The organism is Lachnoclostridium sp. An118 (assembly GCF_002160985.1).
GTDB lineage: Bacteria > Bacillota > Clostridia > Lachnospirales > Lachnospiraceae > Claveliimonas > Claveliimonas stercoravium.
In genome coordinates, this window is sequence record NZ_NFLQ01000003.1 from 149963 (window position 1) to 174065 (window position 24103).

Below are 24103 nucleotides of genomic sequence, written 5' to 3' on the forward strand. Positions count from 1 at the left end.
CTCCTTCAGCGGCTCCATTCAGCCGCGCTTGATAAAATATTTCCGCAGTTTCAAAATGGCGTCCCGGACGGTATTGGTAACAAGGCTCACACTGGCAATCCCCTCGTCCTCTGCAATCTCCCGGTACTTCTTGCCCTCCACAAAACGGGCGTGCAGGCGGCGGGCCTGCGTGGGCGTTAAGGTGGCAAGGGCCTCCCGGAGCCGCTGCAACATCAATTCATGGGCTTCTTCTTGTTCCCGGCGTGTTTCTTCTTCCAGCAGAGTGTCCTCAGCGGAGAGGGCGTGATAGAGCAGGTGATATTCCAGGCCGGGGGAATAGTCCATCGAGTAAGTATGGCTCCATAGCCGCTGCTCGGAGTTATGGTCGGTGCGCCATTCCTCCACGATGGCGTCGGCAATCTCGTCCGGCAGTTCGATGAAGGTGTCTGTTTCGTAGAGGGGGTAATAATACTTTTTCAGGTTGATGGTTTTCATAGGCCGCTTGTCCATTTCCGGCGCTCAAAGTACCGACGCAGCCGCCGGAGCGCCGCATGGATGGACTTCCCCGCCTGGGATGGGGTGATACCCTCCATCGCGGCAATGTCCTTCACTTTCATCCCCAGCATATACCGGGCATGGACGCGCCGGGCCTGCGCTGGGGTCAGAGAGGAAATCGCCTCATAGAGCCGCCGGAGCAGTTCGGCATATTCGGCCTGCGCCTCCTTTTCCATCAGGCAATCCTCCGGCGATGGCTGCGCCCAGCCGATGGCGGCGTTCTCAATCCCATCATTGCAGTCAAGGGAGTAAAACGCCTTGTAGCGGTACATCTTGCGCTCCCTGGCGGCCTCGGCCCGCTTGTCCAGCAGGAACGCTTCAACGATTTCATCCGACACCTCCACAAAGGTGTCCTCGGTGCAGAACGGGTAATATTGCTTGAGGTTGATCGTCTGCATAGGCCCGCCCTCACTCTGCCGGAAAAAGGCAGTCATAGCAGCGGCGCATATTCCGCAGGCCCCGCCGGATGGCAACGCTGACCTTGCTGCTGTGTACGCCCTCCCTCCGGGAGATTTCCGGCTGGCTGATACCGGCGATGTAGTAGGCCCGGACGCGGCGGGCCTGTGTGGGGGTGGCATGGGCCAGGGCCTCCGGCAAAGCAGCCAACAGCCGCAGATGGGCGGCCCGTTCCTCGCGCTCCAAAAGAATTTCCTCCGGCGATCTGCCGTGTTCCAGCGCGTAGTTCTCCGTCCAGCTATATGCGTCCAGGGAGTAGTAGGCGCGGTGGTAGACCTTCCGGCGCTCATAGTTGTTCATCTCGCGCTGGGCCTGCCGCATGACCTCCCAAACCTCATCGCTGACCTCCACAAACTCGTCATGCCGGTAGTGGGGATAAATCCACCGCAGATTGATTGTTTTCATAGGCTTACCTCCTGAAAATGGGAGAGGCGGGCAGCTTGTCCGCTGTCCGCCTCCCGCTGGGATAAGGGAAACAATCCCTTTCACTTGGTAGCCCGAAAACAGGTCATTCGTTAAGCCTGTTTTCAAAGAAATTTATAAATTTTTTTCTGACTGCCTCCACACTCTGATACACGGCCACTTTGGAGCAGCCGCACACTGTCCCGATCTCTGCAAGGGTCAGCCCGTCCAGGGCATAGAGCAGGAACCGGCGGCGCTGGGCCTCGGTGCAGGTGTCCAGGACGGCCATCAGCTCACCCAGCGTTTCCATGCGGCAAAGATATTCCTCTGGCGTTTCGCCGTAGATACCCACGCCCTCGGTGGCAACTATGTATTCGTCAAACTCCCGGCCATCCCAATGCCGCCGCTGCTCATGGGACAGGTTCTCGGCTTTGTGGTCGGCCCGGTCAAGAAATTCATAGACTTCCAGCGTAACCTCCACGGCCACAGCTTGTCCGTTGTAATTGATGGTGACTTCCATCTGCCTTTCCTCCGTTCAGATTTTTGCGGGAAAATCTGAACGGGGCGGCGGGGAACGACACCGGGGGCAAGGTTCGGGCCATGTTGGCCCGATGTTCCGGCCCCACAGGTATGAAAAAGCGCCCGGACAGCATGAAGCTATTCGAGCGCAAAAAACACGGTATTCAGTTACATTGTGACAATTTTCGCACTGGCTGCCAGACGGGGCAGGTTCGGTGGCTGGGCTTTTTTTAACAAATTAGGCGGATGAACGATGCAAAGAAACACGGCGATACCTCCATGATACCGCCGTTCCAGACATTATGGGCGTGTTAAGCAGCCTGCCCTTCGGCGGTTTTTTCTTTTCTGCCGCCGGGCAGTACATTCTTTCCTCAATTTCTTATATCTTAGCCTATAATCCTCACAAAATCCTCACAGCATAACAGCGTTTCGACATAATAACACGCTGAAATCTCGCAAGTTTGTGACAATTAGAAAACCGAAGGCAGAATGCCCCCGGTTTTCTAATGGATTCAGTCGCTTATTTAGATGTCCTTATTCAGCTACCTATGCCGGACAAACTCAATTTTGATGAAGCCTTTCAATAATGCTGCTTTTGGCAAATTGTCGGTAAAGAATTGTGGGAATAATTACTGTCAAGCAGATAAGAAACGGATAAACAATCAACATCGGCCAAATTACAAAGTGATAAGTGAAGAACCAGAAACTACTTGCTATCGCCTGCACAATGATTAGAGAGAACAGCACCCCAACGATCAACGAGGCTATAATTGTTCCCACAGCATAATACAAGCCCTCATAGGACAACATCCGTTTGAGCTGTCTGCCTGTCATGCCAATACTTTGGAGCATAGCAAATTCTTTTTGCCGCGTAATAATGCTTGTCAATACCGAATTGATGAAATTTACTATGCCGATCAGACCGATAATAACGCTTAAAGCACCGCCGATTGTAATAATAAGGGATGTCATGCTATGAAAGGACTGAACGTAAGTTTCTTTCGATTCATAGTCCATGCTCGGCTCAATGTTTTCCACATAGTTGCTTAGAAAGCTGCTCATGTCGCTGTCCATTCCGTCCTTAACATTGAACGGAAAACTTACCAAAAGGAGATTGAGGCAGAGCGGCTTGAACTGTTCTGTGGGCAAATAAAAACGTGCCGCGCCCGTGTTTCGTTCTGTATCGGTATTTTCATTGATAAGAACTTTTGCCATAACGGTAAGGTCAAAGCTGTTATCCAGTGTACCGGCTAACCCGTTCATCTTCCAGTGATGAAAGGTGATCGTATCTCCGACATGGATAGATGGATTGTCAATTATATTCCCATTGTCATCCATTGTAAGCGCGTACAGCGTGTATTTTCCCGTTTTAAGAGCATCCCAATCAATTTCGCCCTCGACTACATCCATCGAGCTTAGAAGAAAATCGTCTGCCCCATACAGAGCAATAAGAGGATTTCCATATTCGTCCTTGTTGTAATTTGTTACGGCGTCTGTTTCAGCGGAAAATCTTTCTTCTGTCACCTTGCTGGAATATAGTCTGCCGCCATCCTCGTAGGCGTCCTGTTGTTGGACAGCATTGATAAAGGTTTCGGACAAGTATGTTTCGCTGCGGGCGAAGTTATAGTTGAAATAGTCTGCGGAAGAAATGATAAAATCCTTGTTTAAGAACTTCTCAACATACTTATCAATATCAAAACCACTGGATAGAGTAAATACGGTGTTAAACAGTACCAGGCTCAATGTCATAGACACGATTACAAGGATCGTTCGTTTTCGATTTCTCCCCAAATTTGCCAAGGCCATCCGATGAATTTTTGCGCCGCTGGTTGATTTTTTTACAGCCAGACGGTTCTTTGTTTGAAATGCGCCTGCGTCATTTTCTGTGTAGCGGATAGCTTCAATCGGTGAGATTGCACCTGCGATCTTAGCCGGTTTTCGCACACTGATAGAAACAGTAACAAAAGCAAAGATAGCCGAGCCAATGAATATCAGCGGATTTACTGTCACCACAACGCCAGCGTCGGAAGTATAAGTTGTGCCGTTCATCAGAGCCGGAACTAAAGCGCGGCCAATAAAAAAGCCGATAATCAGGCCAATGGGGATACCTACCGCAGACAGAAGCAGGGCCTGTTTGTTGATAATCTTTTTGATCTGCCGCCTTGTGGTTCCCAATGTTTTAAGCTGCCCGTAGGACTGAATATCTTGAATAACAGAGATTTGAAAAATATTGTAGATAATCAAATAGCCTGTTGCCATAATCGCGAGTATTCCCACAATACCGGCAATAAACAGGGCGGAATTTTCACTGATAGGGCTGCTTTGATAAGCGGGACTGACACGGGCGACAATATAGTTTTCGTCTGTGGGCTGTCCTCCAAGCGTGTCACAGGTGTAGCCGGTTTCTGTAAGGAGCTGCTGCAATTTTTCTTCTACGGAGCCGCTGCCACGGAACATGATATACGCCGTCACAATGCCAGAATAATCATTGTCCACAGGATAGGTATAGGTGAGTAAGTCGGCATGGCTATCTATAAAGGCTTTCGATACGATAATACGCCCGATATTACTTAGGCTGTCTGTTTCCCAAAAGCCGCACAGTGTAAAATCAGTTGTGTACTCCTTGCCCTTGATTTCATAATCAAGGGTGACTGTCGCGCCGATTTCAGCCGGAACCCCCAATGCCTCTAATGTCTTTGTGTCGGCTATGATCTCATTTTCAGCTTCGGGGCGGTGTCCTGTTGTCGGCTCGTATCTGGCAAATTCCAACGCGGTATCATCCATATACCACATATCAGAACGCCATTTCGCAAGCCCCGGATTGTTAAGATGGTAAGAAACCGCCTTTGTATAGGCAATTCGGTCAATCAATTCGTTGCCCTTTACATCATCAAAAACTTCGTCACTAATGTAGTTGAGAACAGCTTGACCGTCCCCGCCCATCTTTCGGATATTTTGGTCTTGTACCGTATCAATTAAACCGGAACCCAGTGTGAAGATCGTTGTGAACAAGACGGTTGTAAGAATAATGGCAACAATAGCAATGATATTCCTGCTTTTGCTGGCCTTAAAGTACCGCCTGGACAATTTCTTAATAATGGGTCTGTTATTATTGCCAAATAAAATATCGTTCATTTTCAACACCCCCTCATTCAGAAATTTTCCCATCCTCAATACGGACGATCCGATCCGCGAGCTGGGCGATCTCGTTGTTATGGGTAATCATTACAAGGGTCTGGTGAAATTTCTGGCTGCTTACTTTCAGCAGGCCAAGAACATCACTGCTTGTCCGGCTGTCAAGGTTGCCCGTCGGCTCGTCCGCCAGCACAATCGCCGGTTTCGATACCAGAGCGCGTGCAATCGCCACGCGCTGCTGCTGGCCGCCGGAGAGATTATTCGGCATATTGTTCAGCCTATCTTCCAGGCCCAACATCCGAACAACTTCCTGCATATAGTTTTTGTCCACCTGATCGCCGTCCAATTCCACCGGCAGAACAATGTTTTCATAGACATTGAGGACAGGGACAAGATTGTAGTTCTGAAAGATAAAGCCGATTTTCCGTCTGCGGAAAATAGTAAGCTGCTCGTCTTTCAGGGTGGACAGGTCTTTTCCATCCACAATGACCTTGCCGGAAGTAGGGACATCCAAACCGCCGATCATGTTCAGCAGCGTGGATTTACCGCTGCCGGATGTGCCGACAATGGCGACAAATTCCCCATGTTCCACTGAAAGGGAAACGCCGTCCAGCGCCTTTGTAATGTTCGGTTTTTCACCATAGTATTTTTTTAAATCTGTTGTCTGTAAAATAGGCATAAGTTCTACCACCTTTCTTTTTGATGGTTCCATTGTAAAACGCAATCCTCACAGAAATGTCACGGCGGTTCTTGAATTTCCCCTTAAAACGCCTTGAAATGTCACAATCCTGTGACATTTCAAGAGTGAGGCAGGAACACAGAGAAAGTGGAGCCGGTGCCGAGTTCCGAAGATACGCGGATAAAGCCGCCTTGCCGGGTGATAATTTCACGGGCCAGATACAAACCAATCCCAATACCGGGGGCGTCATGTACGCTGCTTTCACGATAAAAACGCTTGAAAATCGTTCCTTGATGTTGTTCTGGAATACCAATGCCGGTATCAGAAATATCAATCTTCACATACATTTCCCAACACACAACAGCCACATGGACTTTCCCGCCCTCTGGTGTGTACTTCACCGCATTATCCAGAATGTTGAACAGGGCTTCGGTTGTCCATTTTCGGTCATGGGCCGCAATTACCGTTTCCGGGCAATCTACCGTGACCGCAATCTTTTTCTGTTCTGCGTTCAGCAGAATACCGCCCAGCGCCGCAGCGAGAGTATCATAGATGGCCTGCGGCTTCGGTTCCAAAGCAATTACCCCGGCTTCCAGCCGCGACGTTTTAATCATCGCCTGCATGAGAAAATCCAGCTTGTCTAACTGGCTGTCCATCGCCAAAAGAAATTCTCTCTGCTTTTCCGGCGATACATTTTGCTCCAACAAAGTGGCATCCAGCATTTTCAGATTTGCAATCGGTGTTTTGACTTGATGGGAGATGTCCGAAATCAATTCCTGCAAGTCGGCCCGTTCCTTTGCAATACTGCTCTTGCTTTCCCGCAGCACTTCATAGAGCCGGGAAAGCCGGTGCTGGATTTTATAGAACAGGTTTTCTTCCTCTGTGTACTGCGGCGGGGTCTGATCTGCTGACATCATATCGTCCAGCAGCTTGCACAGAGCGTCCGAAAACAGCGTCAATTTCCGGCGCACAAAGACAAGAAAAGCAGCCATGCCCCCGGCGACGAAAACTGCATAGAGCAATCCGCAGCATAGCGCCAATATGTTCCGCGTCAAAAAGTATATGATACATGACATGGCGATCGAAAGCAGGAAAAGGGCTGCATACAGGACTATACACACTTTATTGACCGAGAGTTTTTCCGTCCTCATTTGTTACCGCCCCCAATCCACATATAGCCCATGCCGTAGACAGTTTTGATATAGGCATGATCTGGATTTTCAATTTTGTTTCGTACCCGGCTGATTGTGGAAGTCAGCGCGTGTTCATCCACAAAATTCCCGTCAATATCCCATAGCTTTTCCAATAGCACCTGCCGGGTCAAAACGATCTGCGGATTTTTCGTCAGCACTTTCAAAAGCCGGTATTCCATCGGGGTAAAAGAAATGCTTTCCCCGCCCCGCGTTGCGGTCATTTCCGTAAAGTTGATAAACAGGTTGCCGTCGTTGTAAAAGTCGCCGCCAGATTGCTTCCTGATCCGGGCCAGCAATGCAGACACTTTTTTCTGAAATACGCTCATGGGGAAAGGCTTTGTCACATAATCATCGGCCCCCAGCTCGTAGCCTTTGAGCATATCGCTTTCCATATCGTTAGCCGTCAGGAAGATTACAGCGGTGGCCGGGCGGCTTTCCTTAATGTCCCGGCAAAAATCAAACCCATTGCCGTCCGGCAGGTTGATGTCAAGGACAATCAAATCGTATTCCTGCTTTCTGCAAAACCGTTCGGCAACGCTTTTCGTCAAGGCAGCGTCTACTTCATAGCCTGCGGCAGACAGGTTATAGCAAAGGGTATTATTCAAAAGGCGGTCATCCTCAACCACTAAAATTCTCATTTGCTCACATCCTTTTCTTTATAGAGTATCAACCAAATGTCACAGAAACCTCACAGGAAAGCAAGTTCCTTAAAATTATTTTATCTCATATCAGAGATTGCAACAAGCAATACGATTTAATTAAGGGTGCGGAGAGTATTCCCCGCACCCTTAATCACTCCATGATAATTTCTGTAATGACTGTTTCCTCCGCCTGTGCTTTCAGTGTGTTCATCAGCCCCACCCAGCGCATGGGGTCACGGGCTTTCAGTTCCTCGGTCACGCCCGCCGCCTCCATCATGCGGGGCAGCATGGCGTCCATCCGTTCACGCGCTGCCCGGTCAACCTCTAACAGGTGCGGGTACAGCTTTTCGCTCAAAATCAAGCTGCTGTAAAGGCTGGGCCGGTGTTCCTTCAGGTAGCGTTGCCGCATACGGCCATACTTGCCGATGGGAGCCTCCGGCTGCTCGGAAAGTTTCAGGTCGGGGATGTAGTAATCCCCGCAGCGGGTGTAAGTCAATTCGCTCATGTTCATTCTCCTTTGCACTGTGATGGTTAAATTGCGGCGCTAGCCGATACGGTGGCCTTGCGCGGCTCCTGCCTGGGTAACTGGCTAACGGTGGTAAAAATGCCCTTCTCCATGTCCTCGGCCCGGATCGCGGCCTTTGCCGCATCCATTTTTGCCTTGCGCCTGGCGTTGTAGCGTTCTTCCCATTCCTTCTGCTTGCCATTTGCCTTGCGGCGCAAGTAGTTCTGGTGAAGCCTGTCCTTGCGTTCCTCCTTCTTCCGCAGTTCTTCCTGTTCCTCCGGGGTCAGGGGAACCGGCTGCAAGGCGGGTGGGATATACCGGCCCACAAAATTGAAGTAGATTTCAACCTCCTGAGTGGTGTCCTGGCTGCCTTTGCGGGCGCGTTCATGGACAAGAATTTTCTCTACAAACTCGTTGAGCATGGTATTTGTCAGCGTGTCGAAATTCTCATACTTGTCAATCAAGGCAATAAACTTCTCCGCAGATTTCCGGCTCTGCTCATAGCCGATAACGGCCTTTTCCAGTTCCGTGATTTCCGCATTGAGAGCGTCCTGCTCTTTGGCATACTGTGCGTCCAGGGCCTCATACCGGGCGTCCGGCAGCTTGCCCAGGGCGTTGTCCTCATAGATTTTGCAAATCAGCTTTTCCAGTTCCCCGGCCCGCTTTTGGGCGGCGGCCAGCCGTTTCCGCTTCTTGGATATGTCGGCGGCCTGCTGGGCGGCCTGCGTTTCCTGGACGGTGCGGATAAACTCGGCCCGGTCATTCTTGGAATACTCCGCGATGGCCCGGAGCATATCGGTTATCAAGGTCAGGACAGCTTCGGCCCGGATACGGTGCTGTGTACCGCAGAGCGTCCCGCATGGGATTTTGCTGTACTGGCTGCAAGTAAACTGTGGGTCACGCTTGCCGTTATTGACGCGATGGACATACATCTTGCCGCCGCAGTCGGCGCAGTACATCAGGCCGGTCAGAGGGTGGGCATCGCCCCAGCCGTCCGGGTAACGCCTGACATTTGCCCGGATACGCTGCACATTGTCAAAGGTTTCCTGGTCGATGATGGCCTCATGGGTATTCTCGAAAATCGTCCACTCGCTTTCGTCAACATAGTGGCTTTTCTTGTCCTTGAAGTGCTTGCGGGTCTTGAAATTGATGGTGTGGCCCAGGTATTCCCGCTTTTTCAGGATGTTCACAATGGTGGACGATCCCCAGCCGTAGGGGTCTTTGACCGGCTTCGTCCTGTTTACTCCCTCTTGAAAGCGTGCCAGATGGACAGCGGGGATTTCAACCTTTGCCTCGGACAGCAGCTTTGAGATTTGATAGGGGCCGTAGCCCTCCATCGTCAGGGAAAAGATACGGCGTACCACTTCGGCGGCTTCTTCGTCCACAAGCCAGTGTTCCCGCTTTTCGTCCCACAGGTAGCCGTAGATAACGGTGCCGGTCAAGTGCTTGCCGCTCATGCCTTTGGACTTGAACACGGAGCGGATTTTTCGGCTGGTGTCACGGGCGTAAAACTCATTCATAATGTTGCGGAACGGGGTAAAATCATCATCGCCTTTCAGACTGTCCACACCGTCATTGATGGCGATCAGCCGGACGCCGCGCTGCCGCAAAATCTCCATGACCTGGCCGACTTTCAGATAGTCGCGCCCCAGGCGGCTCATGTCCTTTATGACGATGGCCTCCACCCGTCCGGCCTCGACTTCCTCCATCATCGCCAGAAAGCCGGGACGGTCAAAGCGGGTTCCTGATACGCCATCATCGGTGAAGTGGGTGGGGTTCGGCAGCCCGTTCCGGCGGGCAAAGTCCTCCAACATCTTTTTCTGGTTCGATATGGAGTTACTCTCGCCCTGTAACTCATCATCGCGGCTCAAACGCTCATACAGAGGGGTGATTTTCTCGTTTCTCATGGCTGTACCTCCTGAAATGAAAATGCTCTAAGTGACTGCTTCACTAACCATGACAAAAACCATGATTAAGAAGTCACTTAGAGCATACATCTCCCGCAGCCAGCTTGTACTTTTTGTACTGACGGACGGCGAAGTGGTTGGGCTTCTCTGCCTCCAGCGCGTCAAACATCAGGTCCACGGGGTTCTTGAACTCCTCGTCATCCTCCCGGACCTCCATCGCGTTGATGAACTCGATGAGGGTGGAGAAATTCTGTTCCTCCACCGGGGCCTCGTAGTGGATATACCCAATGAGGGCGCAGTACAAAAGCGTCTCGGCCTTAACCCAAAAATCGTCCCCGGCCTTGCCCTCGCCCTTGGTGTTGGCGATCAGCGTCGTGACCAGTTTCAAGATGTCCTTTTCGGAGTGGATGTAGGCAAAGGGATTATAGTGCATGGACTTCTTGAAGTTGATGGTATTGAGGACTTTGATCCGATAAGGCTCATAGATGTCCTTGCCGTGCTTATCCTTCATGGGCTTGCCGTCCTTGCCCAGCTTGGGTGTGCCGCGCTGAAGCATTTTGCCGCACTCCACCAGGATGGTGCCTTTTGGGTCTGTCACCACATAGGAGCTGTGCATCTGCATCAGGTTCGGTTTCAGCCAGAAGCGGGTCTTGCCGGAACCGGAGCCACCGATCACCAGCACATTTTTGTTTCTGGCGGTCTTGGGGTCCTTGGGGCGGCTGTTCATGGTCAGGCTCTCGGTTTTAGTCAGAATCACATTGTTCTGGAACACCGGGTCGATGTAGGGTGCGATGTCCTCATGGGTGCCCCAGCGGGCGCTGCCATACTCCATACCGTGCCGGTACTTCTTGGCGTTCTTGCTTTTGAGATACACGGCCAATCGCAGGCCAGCGCCGCAGCACAGCCCCACCAGCAGGTCCAAAGGGTGCAGGCTGGGCCACCAGCTGGCCAGCGCCACCGGCAGCGTGGAGAAGAACGAAAGCATTTTTGCCGAAGCGTCCGCACCCACGGCCATCCGCCATCCTTCACCGAAGTTGGTTGCGAACAGCCCCATCAGGATATAGGGCATATTCAGCAAAAGGAGCTTTTTGATGTCAAGTTGCTTTTTCATCTTCATCGTTCCAGCTCCTTCCGCTTGTTCCGGTCCACAACGGCGTGTTTCACCAGCTCTTTGAACTGGCTCAGCTTTGCCAGCACGGACGGACGCTCTGTTTTCTGCGCCTTTCTGACCTTCTTGCCGGTGTACTCGGTAAAGGCAGCGGTCAGGGCATCCGCATCGCGGCCTTTGAAAAAGATCAGGTACTTGGGCGGGGAGCTGCTGCGGTCCTTCTTCACCGCATAGTCAACGCCGTATTTCCGGGCGATCTTTTCAAACTCCTTGATGGAGGGGTCGGTGATCTCGATGTTGGAAACGCCCTGATTCTGGCCGATCAGCTGCTTCACCGTCTGTTTGCCGTGGGGAATCACGGGGGTATCCCGGCTTTTCTGCTTTTGCAGCTTCTTTTCCTTGCGGTGGGCAAGGTACTTGGTGATGGCGGCCTTAAACAGCCGCCCGGTAAACTTTGTTCCGCTGACTACCAGCGTCAAAGTCCTGTTTTCCACTTCCTCCTGCATAGGTCATCGCCTCCTTTCCACGGATTTTGCAGGGGTGGCGCTTGATACTAAGGCGGGACCACCAGCCGCCGCAGCAGGTATTTCATCATGGCAGGCTCCTTTCAACGCAGCTGATCGGAGCGGTCATAGTACAGATGTCCCTGGCGCACCTTGGCATGGCTGAGAATCTTGATGTGGCCCTTTTCCTGGTTCTCCAGGCTTTTCTGGTATCCGGCCTCCGTCAGAAACAGGCGGGTCCGTTCGCCTTTCCAGCCCACCGGCGAATCGTGGGTCAGCACATCGAAGATAATCATGTGCCGGGTGTCCTCGGCAAACCGCTCCAAATCCATGTACTCATGGCCGTGGTAGTTCTGCGCCCCGGCCTTGAGCCGCATTTCCTCCATCAGCTGGCCCACGGTCTTACGCTCAGGCATGGCGCGCACCTCCTTTCCCGCGTCCCTGGCCTTTCACAGTCAGGATACCGTCCAGGGTGGTAGCGGTGATCCGCAGGCGCTCAGCGGTGGCGATGTCATTCTTCACGGTCTCGTCGATGCCGTGGCCGCAGACCACCAGCACATGGGACCGGCGCAGATAGTCTCGCGCCATATCCAGCCCGTCCTTGTGTTCCTGGGGAATCTCGTCCTTGAGGAAGGTGGACAAGAACAGAACCGGGCAGATGGGCGAATACCCGGCGTCGTACACCTGGCGGCAGTAGGTGGCAGCGTTCTCGGCGTTCTCATACTGGTTGTTGCTCCAGGGAGCCGTAATGTAGGCAAGAGGTCGTTTCATGGCAAAATCCTTTCTCCCGGTATTGCCGGGCAACAGAAAAGCGGCTGTTTACCAGCCGCCTGTGTTCATATCGTGATTGACTTGTACGGTGTAGTGATTGCTGATCGTGGTGGGCGCGTTGAACAGCACTGCAAGCAAATACTGTTTCATATTGCGGACCTCCGTGGTGTTTTTCTGCATACCGTCCATGACAAATCGGATATGCTCGCTATCCAGCTTCAAGAACCGGGAGCGCACGACTTCATGGGGAAAGTCGCTGCCAGCGATCCGAGTGGTTTTACGTTTGGCACAAACGGTCTCCACCATCAGCTCCACAATCTCGTCCAGGTCCTCACGGTAGGTCGAAAACTCTCTGCACAGATAGTCATACTCGATGTTCTCCAGAATCAATTCCCGATAATTTTCTATCTCTGAGACAGACATCGCATCCCTTCCTTTCCGTTCCGGCAGCTGTGCTGCCGCTGTTTCCCGGAAGGGAATGGAATCGGTACTTGCTCCATGAGTATTTTGTTTTTGAGTATTTGGTTTCTCTATATTTAATTCTGCGGGCTTTTCCGTATCCGGTTTATCCAGATACGGGTTTTCCGTATCTGGTGAAGCCGTATCTGGTACAGCCGTATCCGGCCTTGGCGTTTCTGGCTGCCTGGGCTGGGGTTTCTCATAAATCACATACTCGGTGTCGCTGATCCGGCCTTGTTGGTCCCGCAGCTGGTTCCGCACGATGTAACCGGCGGTTTCCAACTCCCGCAGCGCACTGCCGATGGCATCAACGCCCTCCTTGCAGATTTTCGCAAGTCCACGGGTAGTATAGTTCCAGTCATCAGGCAGGGATAACATCATGGAAAGAAGCCCCTTTGCCTTGAGGGATAGTTCGTGGTTCCGCAGGTGATGATTGCTCATCACGGTATAATCTTTGGTCCGTTCAATGCGAAAAACGGCCATTGACTTCACTCCTTTCTAATTTTAGGGCATGAAAAAAGCCACAATCCTTCGTGAAAAAGACTGTGGCTTTCAGCTGTTTTTGTTGTTCTGCCAGGGCCGGTAAGGACGCTTGTACTTCGGCGGATGACTGAACATCGGCTCATGCTCCGAAAACGGGAGGGTCTGCAAAACCCGGTCAATGTCGGTGGATTCCATATCATACTGGGACTGGCAACTTTCCCGGATGGCATCTTTGATGCTCTGGACAGTACACATATTCATTCCTTTCCTTTCGTAGTGATAATGAGTTTACGGGTGGCGGCGGCGCTTGTCCGGTTTGAAGTCGAGCACATGGCCCTCGATCACACGGGCATACCGCTTGATTTTGATTTCCCGACGCTTCTGGCTTACGAGGGCGGCCTGATACCCGTCCTCCGTAAGAAACAGCCGCATATCATCGCCGGGGCAGCCGTAGGAACAAGGGCGCTGAACGGAAAACTCGATCATCCAGCGGGTGCTGTCCTGAAAACGCTCTACGGCCAAGATATTGTGTCCTTTCAGCTCACGGGCTGAAATATCCCTCATAGGCGGCTCCTTTCATCGTTCCTGGTCTCTCTGGCGCTTCTTCTGCCACGCCTCCAGCAGTTTGATAATGGTTTCCTGCATCCGCTGGGGCGTATAGCTTTTGGGGAAATACTTCCGCAGGGTGTCGGAGGTGAAAGTCACTTTGTCGAGATCACTTTTCTTTTCCTCACCCATGATGACGCGCATCATATCGAGGGTCAGATGTCCCTCCTGGCTGTATTTCTTGAGTCGCTGAGCCTGGGAGAGAGAGGGGGTAGCCTGTTCGCTGTCCATCGCGTCCAGCAAATCCCGCTGTTCTTCTTTTTTGAGAAAGGACAGCTCATAAGCCGGATTGAGGGCGATTTTCTTTTCATCGACCATATCCAGCAGTTCGGGAATCAGCTCCGTCAGGCGGATATAGCGCTGCACCTGGTTCCTACTCGAACCAGCCTGCTGCGCCAACAATTCATCTGCACGCAACTTCGTCCCAAGTTGGGACGAAGTTAAGTCCCCCCGTGCGCCTTGGTGTTTCATAGCCTCCAGCTTCATCTTGTAAGCAAAGGCCCTTTCGCTGGGGAGCAGGCTTTCACGTTGTAAGTTGCTGTCCACCATGATGATAGTGGCAGCATCATCGTCCAGGTCTCGGACAATGACAGGCATGGTTTCTTTCTCGGCCAGCTCACTGGCCCGGTGCCGCCTGTGACCGGCAACCAGCTCATAGCCGCCCTCCGGGTCCGGGCGGGCGATCGCCGGAACCAGAACACCATACTGCCGAACGCTGTCGGCGGTCTCCATCATGGCCTCGTCATCCTTGACTTTGAAGGGATGCCCCTTAAATGGGTGCAGCTCAGACAGCGGAATTTCCTGTATCTTCTCCAGCTTGGCATCCTGGCGGCTTTCCTCGGTGGAAAACAAATCATCGTATGGAGCCAGCTCTACTTTTTTCGCGCTGCTTTTCAAGTTTTATCACCTCCTTGGTCAGATTCTTATAGCCCTCGGCCACCTTGCCATTAGGGTCATGGGCAAAAATGCTTTTGCCCTCGGCGCTGATCTCCTTTGCCCGGACAGAATGGGGAATCTCGGTGCCGAACACCTTGATTTTGCTGCCATAGGTCTCCCGCAGCAGGGCGGCAATCTCCTTGGCGAAGTTGGTGCGGTTGTCCACCATCGTCAGCAATATGCCGTCAATCTGGAGCTTGGGGTTGATCTGCCGCTTCACCTTGTTTACGGTCTGGAGCAGCTGTTCCAGGCCCTTGGCGGGCAGGTACTCCGCCTGAACGGGGATTATGACCCTGTTGGCGGCGGCCAGGGCGTTGACCGTGAGCATACCCAGGGATGGCTGGCAGTCAATCAGGATATGGGAATACTGTCCCTTGAGCGTGTCCAGATACTGCCGCAGGATGGTCTCTCGGCTCATGGCGTTCACCAGGGAGACCTCCATGCCGGAGAGCTGGATGTCTGCGGGCATCAGGTCAACGCCCTCCGGGTGGTGCAGGATACCCTCGCCGGGGCGCAGCGGCTCGTCCATCAGGATACGGCCCATCGCGTCGGACAGGGTAAAGGGCAGCTTGTCCGGCTGGGGGTGGCCCAGGCTGATGGTCAGGCTGCCTTGCGGGTCCCCGTCGATCAGCAGCACTTTCTTTCCGGCCTGCGCCAGCCCAATCCCCAGGTTCGCGCAGGTGGTTGTCTTGCCAACGCCGCCTTTCTGGTTGGCGATGGCGATGATTTGCGTGTTCAATGACTTCACCTCATTTCTGAATTGTTCTATGGCTTCTGGAAATAGAAAAAGCCGCCACTTCAAAAATTGAAAGTGACGGCCTTTTCTTATCCCGGAATGAAATTCCCCGGAAACGCAAAAAGCGCCCAGTAGAAAATACTGAGCGCTTGGCGATTAGATTTATTCTCTTTTGTTCAAATTAGGTCAAATTCAGACAAACCGTTTTCACGAAAAAGGTCTCTTGGAGATGTATAAATAAACATCCCCTTGGCATCCCAAAATCGCGTCTCGGTTGTCCTATTTTTTAACCCATAAGCCCTCTTTTTGGGGTGGTTGTCCACCATTTAACCCATAGAAAACGGGTTAAAAGAGGCTTCGTTCTGTCAAATTGCGTCAAACCATTTGAAAAGGAAAAACCCCGGAAACCGCGTAGTTCCGGGGTTTTTGACCACTTTTGATAAAGTTTAGCGCTTGCTGAACTGCGGAGCGCGACGGGCAGCCTTGAGGCCGTACTTCTTACGCTCTTTCATTCTCGGGTCACGTGTCAGATATCCGGATTTCTTCAGGACCGGTCTGTAGTCAGCGTCTACCTGAAGGAGAGCTCTTGCGATACCATGACGGATAGCGCCTGCCTGTCCTGTGTATCCGCCTCCCTTTACGTTGACCAGCACGTCAAACTTGCCGTCTGTCTCTGTTGCAACGAGGGGCTGGCGAACGATGACCTTCAGTGTCTCCAGTCCGAGATACTCGTCGATATCTCTCTTATTTATTGTGATCTTACCTGTTCCAGGTACTAAATATACTCTTGCGATAGATTTTTTTCTTCTTCCTGTTCCATAATATTTTGATGTAGCCATTTCTTAATATCCTCCTTTCGACCTCTGATCAAAACTTCAGCTCTTCCGGCTTCTGAGCCTGATGCGCATGCTCTGCCCCAGCGTATACGTGAAGCTTCTTGATCATGCTTCTTCCTAAAGGTCCCTTCGGAAGCATTCCCTTAACAGCCAGCTCGATCACCTTCTCCGGCTTCTTGTTCATCATCTCTGCCAGAGTAGTCTCTTTCATCCCGCCTACATACTCGGAATGATTGTAGTAAATCTTCTGATTTAACTTCTTGCCTGTTACTTTTACATCCTTTGCGTTGATCACGATCACGTAATCACCAGTATCGATATGCGGTGTGAATTCCGGTTTGTTCTTTCCTCTTAAAACCTTAGCTACTTCTGATGCTAAACGTCCTAATGTATAATCTGCAGCGTCAACTACATACCATTTTCTCTCAATCTTGTCTGGACTAGCCATATAAGTTTTCATTGGTTTACCTCCTGTGAATTGGTTCACTTACTATAGAAACAATATGAAATGTTATATTGAAAGCAGCCAGGTTCCGGGGCTTTGGTGCCTGCTGTTTCTCCTTTTGTCATACTGCATTATTATATTATACGCATCCACGTGTGTCAACCGTTTTTTGAGGACTTTTTTATTTTGTCCGGGACTGCCGCCCCGGCCCCACGCAGGAAGGAATCATTGAATATACAGGCAGCCTCTCCCTGTTTCCACATCGCATTTATAATATGAAAGCTTTAGAAGATCAGGAGCAGATTGAGTACCCACAGGATAATGCCAAGGCAGATCCCTACAATCCCCAGGATACGCCCTGCTTTGGCCTTGCCGGGCTGGCTGGACCCCATGCCCATGCGGGCCCGTGACACAGCCAGAACGCCCAGTATGATAGCAGCGATCGGAATGATGCACAGGACCACGCTGAGCACACCAAATATGAGAGAGCCCGTGGCCGCCTTTGTGTTGTCCGTTGTCTGCACGTAAATCGGCTGGGACTGCTGCCCCTGATCCTGCACCCCTGTCGGCCGGGGCTGCTGCTCTTCCTGTCTGTGCTGTCCCTGGGGCGGCACCTGCAGCTCCTGCTGGAGGACCGTAAAAAGCTGCTCCAGACTTTCTCTGTAAGGCTTTTTCATGAGCACGCCCACAACACCGTCCAACCCCATCTCTCCGCCTGTCGTTCCCTTCAGCCATGCCTCCAGATGGAACATACCGTTGAAGTAGGACCATTTCAGATATTTAAATCCTTCCACCACGCCGTCGCCTGCCCGCCAGGCCGGTTCTCCCTTCCACTCGGACATGACAAACTGATTTTTCCGGAGATAATCCTGCATGATGAAATTCACGAAATCTTCCGGTTTATTTAACACGATATCCTTTACATATCTGGCCATACGCCCGCCTCCTCATCCTGACATTTTTCTATGCTGCTACTTTAGCATATATTCATTTTATCACAGGAAAGCGGATTTTTAAATCCTTGTATCCCCGGGCCGGATACTTTATAATATTTTCTGCCGGCGCCAGGGACCGCGCCGGGACTTCTTTATCATTACTACTGCGGAGGAACCGATCATGGCTAAAAATGTAGATCTTGTAAGCGGCCCGGTGCTGCCTTCCCTCACAAAGCTGGCTCTGCCTATCATGGCGACCTCCCTCATCCAGATGGCCTACAATCTGACGGACATGCTGTGGATCGGGCGGATGGGGAGCAGCGCCGTGGCTTCCGTGGGCGCAGCGGGTATGTATATGTGGCTCTCCAACGGGCTGGCCGCCCTACCGAAAATGGGCGGCCAGGTAAATACAGGACACGCCCTGGGCGCCGGAAGACATGTGGAAGCGGCTTCCTTTTCGGCGGCCGCCCTGTGGCTTGGCGCCGCTCTGGGGCTTCTGTTCGGGGCCTGCTCTGTTCTGTTTGCAGACCCACTGATCGGGTTTTTTAATCTGAACAGCCCTCAGGTCATCTCCGATGCAAAGATTTATCTGCAGATCACCTGTGGATGTGTTGTATTTTCTTTTTTAAACCAGACATTTACCGGCCTCTTCACAGCAGCGGGCAACAGCCGCTGCTCCTTTGCCGCGACCCTGACAGGACTAGTCATCAACATGGTGCTGGACCCGGTACTCATCTTCGGGATCGGTCCGTTTCCCGTGATGGGTGTCACAGGCGCCGCCATTGCCACCATATTGGCACAGTTCGTCGTCACCCTTGTATTTGTGGTCTTCGCCCTGCGGGATGATTTTCTGTTCCGACATATCCGGCTTCTTCAAAATCCAGGAAAGGACCGCTTTCTCTCTATCCTGCGCATTGGCTTCCCTACCTGTGTACAGAATATGATATTTACCGGCATCTCCATGATCATCGCCAGGCTGGTGGCAGGCTACGGGGACGCAGCCGTGGCGGTCCAGAAGGTAGGCTCTCAGATCGAGTCCATCTCCTGGATGACAGCGGACGGATTTGCCGCTGCTGTCAACTCCTTCCTGGCACAGAACTATGGGGCCGGGAAACCGGAGCGCATCAGAAAAGGGTATCGGAGCGCCATGGGTGTCGTACTCATATGGGGCGTTTTCTGCACCGTCCTTCTGATCGTTTTTCCGGAGCCTGTGTTCCGCCTCTTTATCACCGAGCAGGATGTTATCCCCATGGGCGTGGACTACCTGGTGATCCTTGGAGTCTCCCAGCTGCTCATGAGTGTGGAGATCACCACCGCCGGTGCCTTTGCCGGTCTTGGAAGGACTATGCCGCCCTCTGTGTGCAGCATCGTACTGACCGGTGCCAGGATCCCCCTTGCCTGGCTCCTTATACGGACTCCTCTGGGTCTCAACGGTATCTGGTGGAGCATCACCATATCCAGCATTTTCAAAGGCATTGTCCTGTTTCTGTGGTTCCGCTCCTTTCTGGGGAAGGAGCTGGGAAAAATGGCGGGTTTTTCCATCAGCCCCCAAAGACAAAGTGCATCCTGACCTGACAAAATATGCCGGGTGCAGACAAGATCCATGCATTTCTCTCTGCTGTCCTGCATATTTATATGAATAATACATAAAATCATCTATACTTTTCACCGGTTTTATAGTAAAATAGACGAAGCGCAAACAAACAAGAAAGTGAGGCAGATAATATGTGGGCTTATAACAGTATTTTCTATCAGATCTATCCGATCGGATTTTGCGGCGCTCCGGTGCACAATGACGGGGAATGTGTGCCCCGTATCCGGAAGCTTATGGACTGGAGCGGATATCTGGAGGACCTGGGCGTGGACTCCATCCTCTTAAATCCTGTCTTCGAGTCTGACAACCACGGCTACGACACAAGAGATTTCCGGAAGCTTGACTGCCGTCTCGGGACAAACGAGGATTTCGCCGATGTCTGCAGGAATCTCCACGAGCACAATGTGAAGATTGTCCTGGACGGCGTATTTAACCATGTGGGACGAGGCTTCTGGGCCTTTCAGGATGTGCAGGAGAAAAAGTGGGACTCCCCCTACAAGGACTGGTTTATCATCAATTTTGACGGAAACAGCGGCTACAACGACGGCTTCTGGTACGAGGGCTGGGAGGGGCATTTTGAGCTGGTCAAGCTGAACCTGAAAAACCCGGCTGTTGTGGACTATCTCCTGGAGTGTGTGAAATTCTGGGTGGATACCTTTGACATTGACGGGCTGCGGCTGGACGTGGCCTACAGCCTGGAGCCGGATTTTATGCGGCGTCTGCGGTCCTTCACGGGCGGACTGAAGGAGGATTTCGCCCTCATAGGCGAGGTGCTCTTCGGGGACTACAACCGGATCGTGAACGACGAGATGCTCCACAGCTGCACCAACTATGAGTGCTACAAGGGCATTTACTCCAGCTTCAACTCCATGAACATGTTTGAGATCGCCCACTCCCTGCAGCGGCAGTACGGCTCCGAGCAGTGGTGCCTGTACCGGGGCAAGCATCTCATGACCTTTGTGGACAACCATGATGTGACCCGGATCGCCAGCATCCTCACGAACAAAGATCATCTCCCCCTGACCTACGGGCTTCTCATGGGCATGCCCGGCATCCCCTGCATCTACTACGGAAGCGAGTGGGGGGAGCCGGGAGAGAAATCCCCCCACAACGATTATGCCCTGCGGCCCTGCTTCGAGGAGCCAAAGCCAAACGAGCTGACGGAGCTGATAAAGAAGCTCATCCGCCTCCGCCAGAAGAGCGATGCCCTGTGTAACGGCTCCTACCGCAACGTGGTCCTCACCAACCACCAGCTCGTCTTTGAGCGGGCCACAGAAAAGGAGCGCGTCATGGTGGCCATTAATGCGTCTGACAGTCCCTTCACCGCCTCCTGCGGCGAACTGAACGGCACCGTCACAGAGCTGCTGTCCAACACAGAAATGAGCCTTGCGAGGAAGCTCGAAATGCCGGCGTACAGCATACAATATCTTGTGTTTTAAGCACTTTTACACAGGTCATTTTTTACTTAGGGACACCAGTTAATGCAGGTCCGGACGTAATACTTTTAAAAAGTATTACGTCCGGACCTGCAAGGAGGTACATATGAACCAGCGAAAATTTATCATTATCGGCGCAGCCATCATGGATATCCTGGCCCGGCCGGTGGATGCCTCGGTCTTTACAAGCGGCTCTCTCCCGGCCGGGGCCATCGCCATGCACACCGGCGGGGACGCCATGAACGAGGCCAGGGTGCTGGCGGACCTGGGTGCGGACGTGCGCCTTGTGAGCAAGGTGGGAATGGACCCGGCGGGAAATCTGGTGCTCTCAGCCTGCAGGGACCTTCACATCGACACCCGCTATATCCGCAGGGATCCGGAAATCCCCACAGGCGTCAACATTGTCCTGGTAGACCACCAGGGGGAGCGCAGCTTCATCACCTGCCCGGACAGCACGCTGCGGAAATTCTACCCGGAAGATGTGCCGGAAGACGCACTGGAGGGCGGTGACATCCTCTGCTTTGCCAGCATCTTCGTCTCCCCCCACTTCGGAAACCGGGAGCTGGCCGGCCTTTTCTCCCGGGTCAGGGCCGCGGGGCTCACGGTCTGCGCGGACATGACAAAGAGAAAGAAGGGGGAGACCATCCGGGATATGAGGGAAAGCCTCTCCTTCCTTGACTATGTATTTCCCAACTACGAGGAGGCGGCACTCCTGACCGGGGAGAAGGACCCGGAACGGATCGGGGACGCCTTTCTCTCCTGCGGCGTGAAGCACGTGGTCATCAAGTCCGGGGCAAAGGGCTGCTACGTGTGCACGGAGGGAAAACGCTTCTGGTCCCCCGCCTGCGGCCATGCCTGGTGCCTTGACACCACCGGTGCCGGGGATACCTTTACCGGATGTTTTCTTTATGCCCTGGGACAGGGCTTTTCCCTCCCAGACTGCGCCCGCTTTGCCAACGCAGGCGCCTCCCTCTGCATCGAGAAGACAGGCGCCGCCGGAGCCGGAAAGGATTTACAGAAGATCATAAAAAGAGCAGGCCTCTGAAACAGGTCTGCTCCTTCTTTTCCTATTATTTTTTCCTATGCTCTCACCAGCACCTTCTCGATCTCTCCGATGTACATGGTGTGGTAATCATTCTGAGGATACCATTTTGTATCGCACTCCGTGTCCACGAAGCACTCCGGATACATCTCCTGGGCGTACAGCTTGCGGCACACGAAGATCATCTCCGCCTCCTCCACTGCCGTGGTCTCCTCCAGCGTCTTCTCGTGTACATAGTATGGGTGAAGTCCCGCCTTCTCCCACTTGTCCTCCACATCCCTGCCGGACACGGAGCCGCAGATGTTCAGCGCCTCCCTCTTGTCCCCGGGAAGGAATGAAATGGTAAACCGGTCGATGCCGTCCACAAACTCTTTCGTGTATCTCTGAGGCCTGATATAGGCCGTCACAACGGGCTTGCCCCACATAATGCCCACGCCGCCCCAGCTTGCTGTCATGGTATTTGATCTCATCCGGTCCCCCGCTGTCACAAGCATCCACTGCTTGCTGATCTTATCAAATGGATTGAACTGCAGCTCGTGGATATCCAACTCTTTAAATGCCATCTTCTCTTCCTCCTATCCGTATGCCCTGACTTATCGGCACACTCTGATCTCTATTATACACCCAAAGCACCTTGCATGGACATCTTCTGAAATTTTTATACAGCCGGCCAACATCCTGCTTTTTCTCCCGAACAGCTCCTGAGGTCGTCTATTCCTTGTCCTCTCTTCTTTTTACTCCATCACGATCTTCCGGAAATTCTTCTTTCCCTTCTTCAGCACAACGCCTGCCTTAAAGGCATCCTCGGTAAACACCTCGTGGATGTTCGTGATCTTCTCGCCGTCCACAGAGACACCGCCCTGCTGCACGGCGCGTCTCGCCTCGGACTTGGAGGGAACAAGCTCCGCCTTCACAAGCATGGTCAGGATATCCATACAGCCGTCCTCCAGGTCCTCCTCTGTGAGTGTTGTGGTAGGCATGTTGGCTGCGTCTCCCTGGCTGAAGAGAGCTCTGGCAGACTCCTGGGCCTTCTTCGCCTCATCCTCGCCGTGTACCAGCTTGGTCAGCTCGTATGCCAGGATCTCCTTGGCCGTGTTGAGCTGCGCGCCCTCCCAGGAATCCATCTTGTCAATCTCCTCCAGGGGAAGGAAGGTGAGCATGCGGATACACTTGAGGACGTCCGCGTCAGCCACGTTTCTCCAGTACTGGTAGAACTCAAAGGGTGAGGTCTTGTCCGGGTCAAGCCACACAGCGCCGCTCTGGGTCTTGCCCATCTTCTTGCCCTCGGAGTTGAGGAGCAGAGTGATGGTCATGGCGCAGGCGTTCTTGCCCAGCTTGCGGCGGATCAGCTCTGTGCCGCCCAGCATGTTGCTCCACTGGTCATCCCCGCCGAACTGCATGTTACAGCCGTACTTCTGGTACAGCACGTAGAAGTCGTAGCTCTGCATGATCATGTAGTTGAATTCCAGGAAGCTCAGTCCCTTCTCCATCCTCTGCTTGTAGCACTCTGCTGTCAGCATGCGGTTGACGCTGAAGTGGGGGCCGACTTCCCGGAGCAGATCAATGTAATTGAGGTCCAGCAGCCAGTCCGCATTGTTCACCATCAGGGCCTTGCCCTCGGAAAAATCGATGAAGCGGCTCATCTGCTTTTTGAAGCAGTCGCAGTTATGCTGGATCTGCTCCGGCGTCATCATAGAGCGCATGTCCGTCCTGCCGGAGGGGTCTCCGATGTACCCGGTCCCTCCGCCAATGAGGGCGATGGGGCGGTTACCCGCCTCCTGAAGTCTCTTCATGAGACAGAGGGCCATAAAATGTCCCACATGAAGGCTGTCCGCCGTGGGATCAAACCCGATGTAAAAGGTTGCCTTTCCATTGTTGATGAGCTCTCTTATCTCCTCCTCATCTGTCACCTGGGCGATCAGCCCTCTTGCCTGCAGTTCTTCGTAAATTCCCATTTTTCTTCTCCTATCCTTTTATTTGTATCTGCTTTCTGTACCACAGCTTCTCACTCTGTGGAGCGGACAAATACCCCGGAATACAAAAAAGCCCTTACTGCTTTCACAGTAAGGGCGAACAAACTAATCTCTCCGCGGTACCACCTTGCTTTACCGGCGCCTTGCGGCGCAGGCCTCATCCGGCTGCTCCCCTGCGAAATCCCATACATGGCCTTTCGGATCACAGCCTGGCACTTTAACGCGCGCCAACCCGTCACAGCCTATCTCCGCCTTGCGGCCTTCGGTGT

General features: G+C 52.7%; 26 protein-coding genes and 1 pseudogene. 3 read left to right on the forward strand and 24 right to left on the reverse strand.

Features of this window, described 5'->3' with window-relative positions; all coding sequences use genetic code 11:
* Positions 1 to 18 precede the first annotated feature (18 nt).
* From B5E62_RS03735 to B5E62_RS03840, 22 genes and pseudogenes are all read right to left on the reverse strand, one after another.
* The gene (locus B5E62_RS03735; protein ID WP_242957703.1) at positions 19 to 489 is read right to left on the reverse strand and encodes an RNA polymerase sigma factor; all 471 of its coding nucleotides are present in this window, start codon (positions 487 to 489) and stop codon (positions 19 to 21) included.
* Positions 471 to 932: an RNA polymerase sigma factor gene (locus tag B5E62_RS03740; RefSeq protein ID WP_087173343.1), complete on the reverse strand. Its 462-nt coding sequence runs from the start codon at positions 930 to 932 to the stop codon at positions 471 to 473. The genes B5E62_RS03735 and B5E62_RS03740 overlap by 19 nt, the downstream gene beginning before the upstream one ends.
* 10 nt (positions 933 to 942) lie before the next feature.
* Complete coding sequence (locus tag B5E62_RS03745; RefSeq protein WP_087173344.1) at positions 943 to 1395, reverse strand: RNA polymerase subunit sigma-24; 453 nt, start codon at positions 1393 to 1395, stop codon at positions 943 to 945.
* Between the two features lie 103 nt (positions 1396 to 1498).
* Complete coding sequence (locus B5E62_RS03750; RefSeq protein WP_087173345.1) at positions 1499 to 1912, reverse strand: RNA polymerase sigma factor; 414 nt, start codon at positions 1910 to 1912, stop codon at positions 1499 to 1501.
* A gap of 560 nt (positions 1913 to 2472) precedes the next feature.
* On the reverse strand, positions 2473 to 5046 hold the full coding sequence (locus B5E62_RS03755; RefSeq protein WP_087173346.1) for an FtsX-like permease family protein: 2574 nt from the start codon (positions 5044 to 5046) through the stop codon (positions 2473 to 2475).
* 13 nt (positions 5047 to 5059) lie between these two features.
* Entirely contained in the window at positions 5060 to 5725 is a 666-nt protein-coding gene (locus B5E62_RS03760) for an ABC transporter ATP-binding protein (protein WP_076778896.1), read from the reverse strand.
* 119 nt (positions 5726 to 5844) lie between these two features.
* Positions 5845 to 6876, reverse strand: a complete 1032-nt coding sequence (locus tag B5E62_RS03765) for a sensor histidine kinase (protein ID WP_087173347.1) — start codon at positions 6874 to 6876, stop codon at positions 5845 to 5847.
* The gene (locus B5E62_RS03770; RefSeq protein WP_087173348.1) at positions 6873 to 7556 is read right to left on the reverse strand and encodes a response regulator transcription factor; all 684 of its coding nucleotides are present in this window, start codon (positions 7554 to 7556) and stop codon (positions 6873 to 6875) included. The genes B5E62_RS03765 and B5E62_RS03770 overlap by 4 nt, the downstream gene beginning before the upstream one ends.
* Before the next feature lie 154 nt (positions 7557 to 7710).
* Complete coding sequence (locus B5E62_RS03775) at positions 7711 to 8064, reverse strand: TnpV protein (RefSeq protein ID WP_087173349.1); 354 nt, start codon at positions 8062 to 8064, stop codon at positions 7711 to 7713.
* A gap of 26 nt (positions 8065 to 8090) precedes the next feature.
* Positions 8091 to 9971 (reverse strand): recombinase family protein, encoded by a 1881-nt coding sequence (locus tag B5E62_RS03780; protein ID WP_087173350.1) that lies wholly within the window; start codon positions 9969 to 9971, stop codon positions 8091 to 8093.
* 91 nt (positions 9972 to 10062) lie between these two features.
* Positions 10063 to 11082 (reverse strand): annotated as a pseudogene (locus B5E62_RS03785) (type IV secretory system conjugative DNA transfer family protein); the annotation flags it as partial.
* 2 nt (positions 11083 to 11084) lie between these two features.
* The gene (locus B5E62_RS03790) at positions 11085 to 11585 is read right to left on the reverse strand and encodes a PcfB family protein (RefSeq protein ID WP_002576352.1); all 501 of its coding nucleotides are present in this window, start codon (positions 11583 to 11585) and stop codon (positions 11085 to 11087) included.
* Between the two features lie 101 nt (positions 11586 to 11686).
* Entirely contained in the window at positions 11687 to 11998 is a 312-nt protein-coding gene (locus tag B5E62_RS03795) for a DUF5720 family protein (RefSeq protein WP_002576353.1), read from the reverse strand.
* Positions 11991 to 12353, reverse strand: a complete 363-nt coding sequence (locus tag B5E62_RS03800) for a DUF7768 domain-containing protein (RefSeq protein WP_002576354.1) — start codon at positions 12351 to 12353, stop codon at positions 11991 to 11993. Before B5E62_RS03800 ends, B5E62_RS03795 begins: the two co-directional genes overlap by 8 nt.
* Before the next feature lie 48 nt (positions 12354 to 12401).
* Positions 12402 to 13295, reverse strand: coding sequence for a DUF6017 domain-containing protein (locus tag B5E62_RS03805; protein WP_002576355.1), 894 nt, complete (start codon positions 13293 to 13295; stop codon positions 12402 to 12404).
* Between the two features lie 69 nt (positions 13296 to 13364).
* Entirely contained in the window at positions 13365 to 13556 is a 192-nt protein-coding gene (locus B5E62_RS03810) for a hypothetical protein (RefSeq protein ID WP_002576356.1), read from the reverse strand.
* Positions 13557 to 13583: 27 nt separating this feature from the next.
* Positions 13584 to 13859: a DUF5720 family protein gene (locus tag B5E62_RS03815; RefSeq protein ID WP_002576357.1), complete on the reverse strand. Its 276-nt coding sequence runs from the start codon at positions 13857 to 13859 to the stop codon at positions 13584 to 13586.
* 12 nt (positions 13860 to 13871) lie between these two features.
* Positions 13872 to 14798: a ParB/RepB/Spo0J family partition protein gene (locus B5E62_RS03820; protein WP_002576358.1), complete on the reverse strand. Its 927-nt coding sequence runs from the start codon at positions 14796 to 14798 to the stop codon at positions 13872 to 13874.
* On the reverse strand, positions 14755 to 15576 hold the full coding sequence (locus tag B5E62_RS03825) for a ParA family protein (RefSeq protein ID WP_002576359.1): 822 nt from the start codon (positions 15574 to 15576) through the stop codon (positions 14755 to 14757). The genes B5E62_RS03820 and B5E62_RS03825 overlap by 44 nt, the downstream gene beginning before the upstream one ends.
* A gap of 443 nt (positions 15577 to 16019) precedes the next feature.
* Positions 16020 to 16412: a 30S ribosomal protein S9 gene (gene rpsI, locus B5E62_RS03830; RefSeq protein WP_087173351.1), complete on the reverse strand. Its 393-nt coding sequence runs from the start codon at positions 16410 to 16412 to the stop codon at positions 16020 to 16022.
* A gap of 28 nt (positions 16413 to 16440) precedes the next feature.
* Positions 16441 to 16869, reverse strand: coding sequence for a 50S ribosomal protein L13 (rplM, locus tag B5E62_RS03835; protein ID WP_033127025.1), 429 nt, complete (start codon positions 16867 to 16869; stop codon positions 16441 to 16443).
* A gap of 269 nt (positions 16870 to 17138) precedes the next feature.
* Positions 17139 to 17789: a DUF4190 domain-containing protein gene (locus tag B5E62_RS03840; protein WP_087173352.1), complete on the reverse strand. Its 651-nt coding sequence runs from the start codon at positions 17787 to 17789 to the stop codon at positions 17139 to 17141.
* Positions 17790 to 17970: 181 nt separating this feature from the next.
* Between B5E62_RS03840 and B5E62_RS03845 the strand changes: the two genes are divergently transcribed.
* The 3 genes from B5E62_RS03845 to B5E62_RS03855 all read left to right on the forward strand — a co-directional run bounded on the left by B5E62_RS03845 (position 17971) and on the right by B5E62_RS03855 (position 21864).
* Complete coding sequence (locus tag B5E62_RS03845; protein ID WP_087173353.1) at positions 17971 to 19359, forward strand: MATE family efflux transporter; 1389 nt, start codon at positions 17971 to 17973, stop codon at positions 19357 to 19359.
* A 155-nt stretch (positions 19360 to 19514) separates the two neighbouring features.
* Entirely contained in the window at positions 19515 to 20822 is a 1308-nt protein-coding gene (locus B5E62_RS03850; RefSeq protein WP_087173354.1) for an alpha-amylase family glycosyl hydrolase, read from the forward strand.
* 103 nt (positions 20823 to 20925) lie between these two features.
* Positions 20926 to 21864 carry a carbohydrate kinase family protein gene (locus B5E62_RS03855; RefSeq protein ID WP_087173355.1) on the forward strand — a complete coding sequence of 313 codons (939 nt, stop codon included), beginning with the start codon at positions 20926 to 20928 and terminating at the stop codon, positions 21862 to 21864.
* Between the two features lie 35 nt (positions 21865 to 21899).
* Here the strand turns inward: B5E62_RS03855 and B5E62_RS03860 are convergent, their stop codons facing one another.
* Complete coding sequence (locus tag B5E62_RS03860) at positions 21900 to 22424, reverse strand: flavin reductase (RefSeq protein WP_087173356.1); 525 nt, start codon at positions 22422 to 22424, stop codon at positions 21900 to 21902.
* 171 nt (positions 22425 to 22595) lie between these two features.
* Positions 22596 to 23816, reverse strand: a complete 1221-nt coding sequence (gene tyrS / locus B5E62_RS03865) for a tyrosine--tRNA ligase (RefSeq protein ID WP_087173357.1) — start codon at positions 23814 to 23816, stop codon at positions 22596 to 22598.
* Positions 23817 to 24103 lie beyond the last annotated feature (287 nt).

Coding starts and splice junctions, on each gene's coding strand:
- B5E62_RS03735 (WP_242957703.1), bottom strand. CDS start 489: ATGGACAAGCGGCCTATGAAAACCATCAACCTGAAAAAGTATTATTAC.
- B5E62_RS03740 (WP_087173343.1), bottom strand. CDS start 932: ATGCAGACGATCAACCTCAAGCAATATTACCCGTTCTGCACCGAGGAC.
- B5E62_RS03745 (WP_087173344.1), bottom strand. CDS start 1,395: ATGAAAACAATCAATCTGCGGTGGATTTATCCCCACTACCGGCATGAC.
- B5E62_RS03750 (WP_087173345.1), bottom strand. CDS start 1,912: ATGGAAGTCACCATCAATTACAACGGACAAGCTGTGGCCGTGGAGGTT.
- B5E62_RS03755 (WP_087173346.1), bottom strand. CDS start 5,046: ATGAACGATATTTTATTTGGCAATAATAACAGACCCATTATTAAGAAA.
- B5E62_RS03760 (WP_076778896.1), bottom strand. CDS start 5,725: ATGCCTATTTTACAGACAACAGATTTAAAAAAATACTATGGTGAAAAA.
- B5E62_RS03765 (WP_087173347.1), bottom strand. CDS start 6,876: ATGAGGACGGAAAAACTCTCGGTCAATAAAGTGTGTATAGTCCTGTAT.
- B5E62_RS03770 (WP_087173348.1), bottom strand. CDS start 7,556: ATGAGAATTTTAGTGGTTGAGGATGACCGCCTTTTGAATAATACCCTT.
- B5E62_RS03775 (WP_087173349.1), bottom strand. CDS start 8,064: ATGAGCGAATTGACTTACACCCGCTGCGGGGATTACTACATCCCCGAC.
- B5E62_RS03780 (WP_087173350.1), bottom strand. CDS start 9,971: ATGAGAAACGAGAAAATCACCCCTCTGTATGAGCGTTTGAGCCGCGAT.
- B5E62_RS03790 (WP_002576352.1), bottom strand. CDS start 11,585: ATGCAGGAGGAAGTGGAAAACAGGACTTTGACGCTGGTAGTCAGCGGA.
- B5E62_RS03795 (WP_002576353.1), bottom strand. CDS start 11,998: ATGCCTGAGCGTAAGACCGTGGGCCAGCTGATGGAGGAAATGCGGCTC.
- B5E62_RS03800 (WP_002576354.1), bottom strand. CDS start 12,353: ATGAAACGACCTCTTGCCTACATTACGGCTCCCTGGAGCAACAACCAG.
- B5E62_RS03805 (WP_002576355.1), bottom strand. CDS start 13,295: ATGGCCGTTTTTCGCATTGAACGGACCAAAGATTATACCGTGATGAGC.
- B5E62_RS03810 (WP_002576356.1), bottom strand. CDS start 13,556: ATGAATATGTGTACTGTCCAGAGCATCAAAGATGCCATCCGGGAAAGT.
- B5E62_RS03815 (WP_002576357.1), bottom strand. CDS start 13,859: ATGAGGGATATTTCAGCCCGTGAGCTGAAAGGACACAATATCTTGGCC.
- rpsI (WP_087173351.1), bottom strand. CDS start 16,412: ATGGCTACATCAAAATATTATGGAACAGGAAGAAGAAAAAAATCTATC.
- rplM (WP_033127025.1), bottom strand. CDS start 16,869: ATGAAAACTTATATGGCTAGTCCAGACAAGATTGAGAGAAAATGGTAT.
- B5E62_RS03840 (WP_087173352.1), bottom strand. CDS start 17,789: ATGGCCAGATATGTAAAGGATATCGTGTTAAATAAACCGGAAGATTTC.
- B5E62_RS03845 (WP_087173353.1), top strand. CDS start 17,971: ATGGCTAAAAATGTAGATCTTGTAAGCGGCCCGGTGCTGCCTTCCCTC.
- B5E62_RS03850 (WP_087173354.1), top strand. CDS start 19,515: ATGTGGGCTTATAACAGTATTTTCTATCAGATCTATCCGATCGGATTT.
- B5E62_RS03855 (WP_087173355.1), top strand. CDS start 20,926: ATGAACCAGCGAAAATTTATCATTATCGGCGCAGCCATCATGGATATC.
- B5E62_RS03860 (WP_087173356.1), bottom strand. CDS start 22,424: ATGGCATTTAAAGAGTTGGATATCCACGAGCTGCAGTTCAATCCATTT.
- tyrS (WP_087173357.1), bottom strand. CDS start 23,816: ATGGGAATTTACGAAGAACTGCAGGCAAGAGGGCTGATCGCCCAGGTG.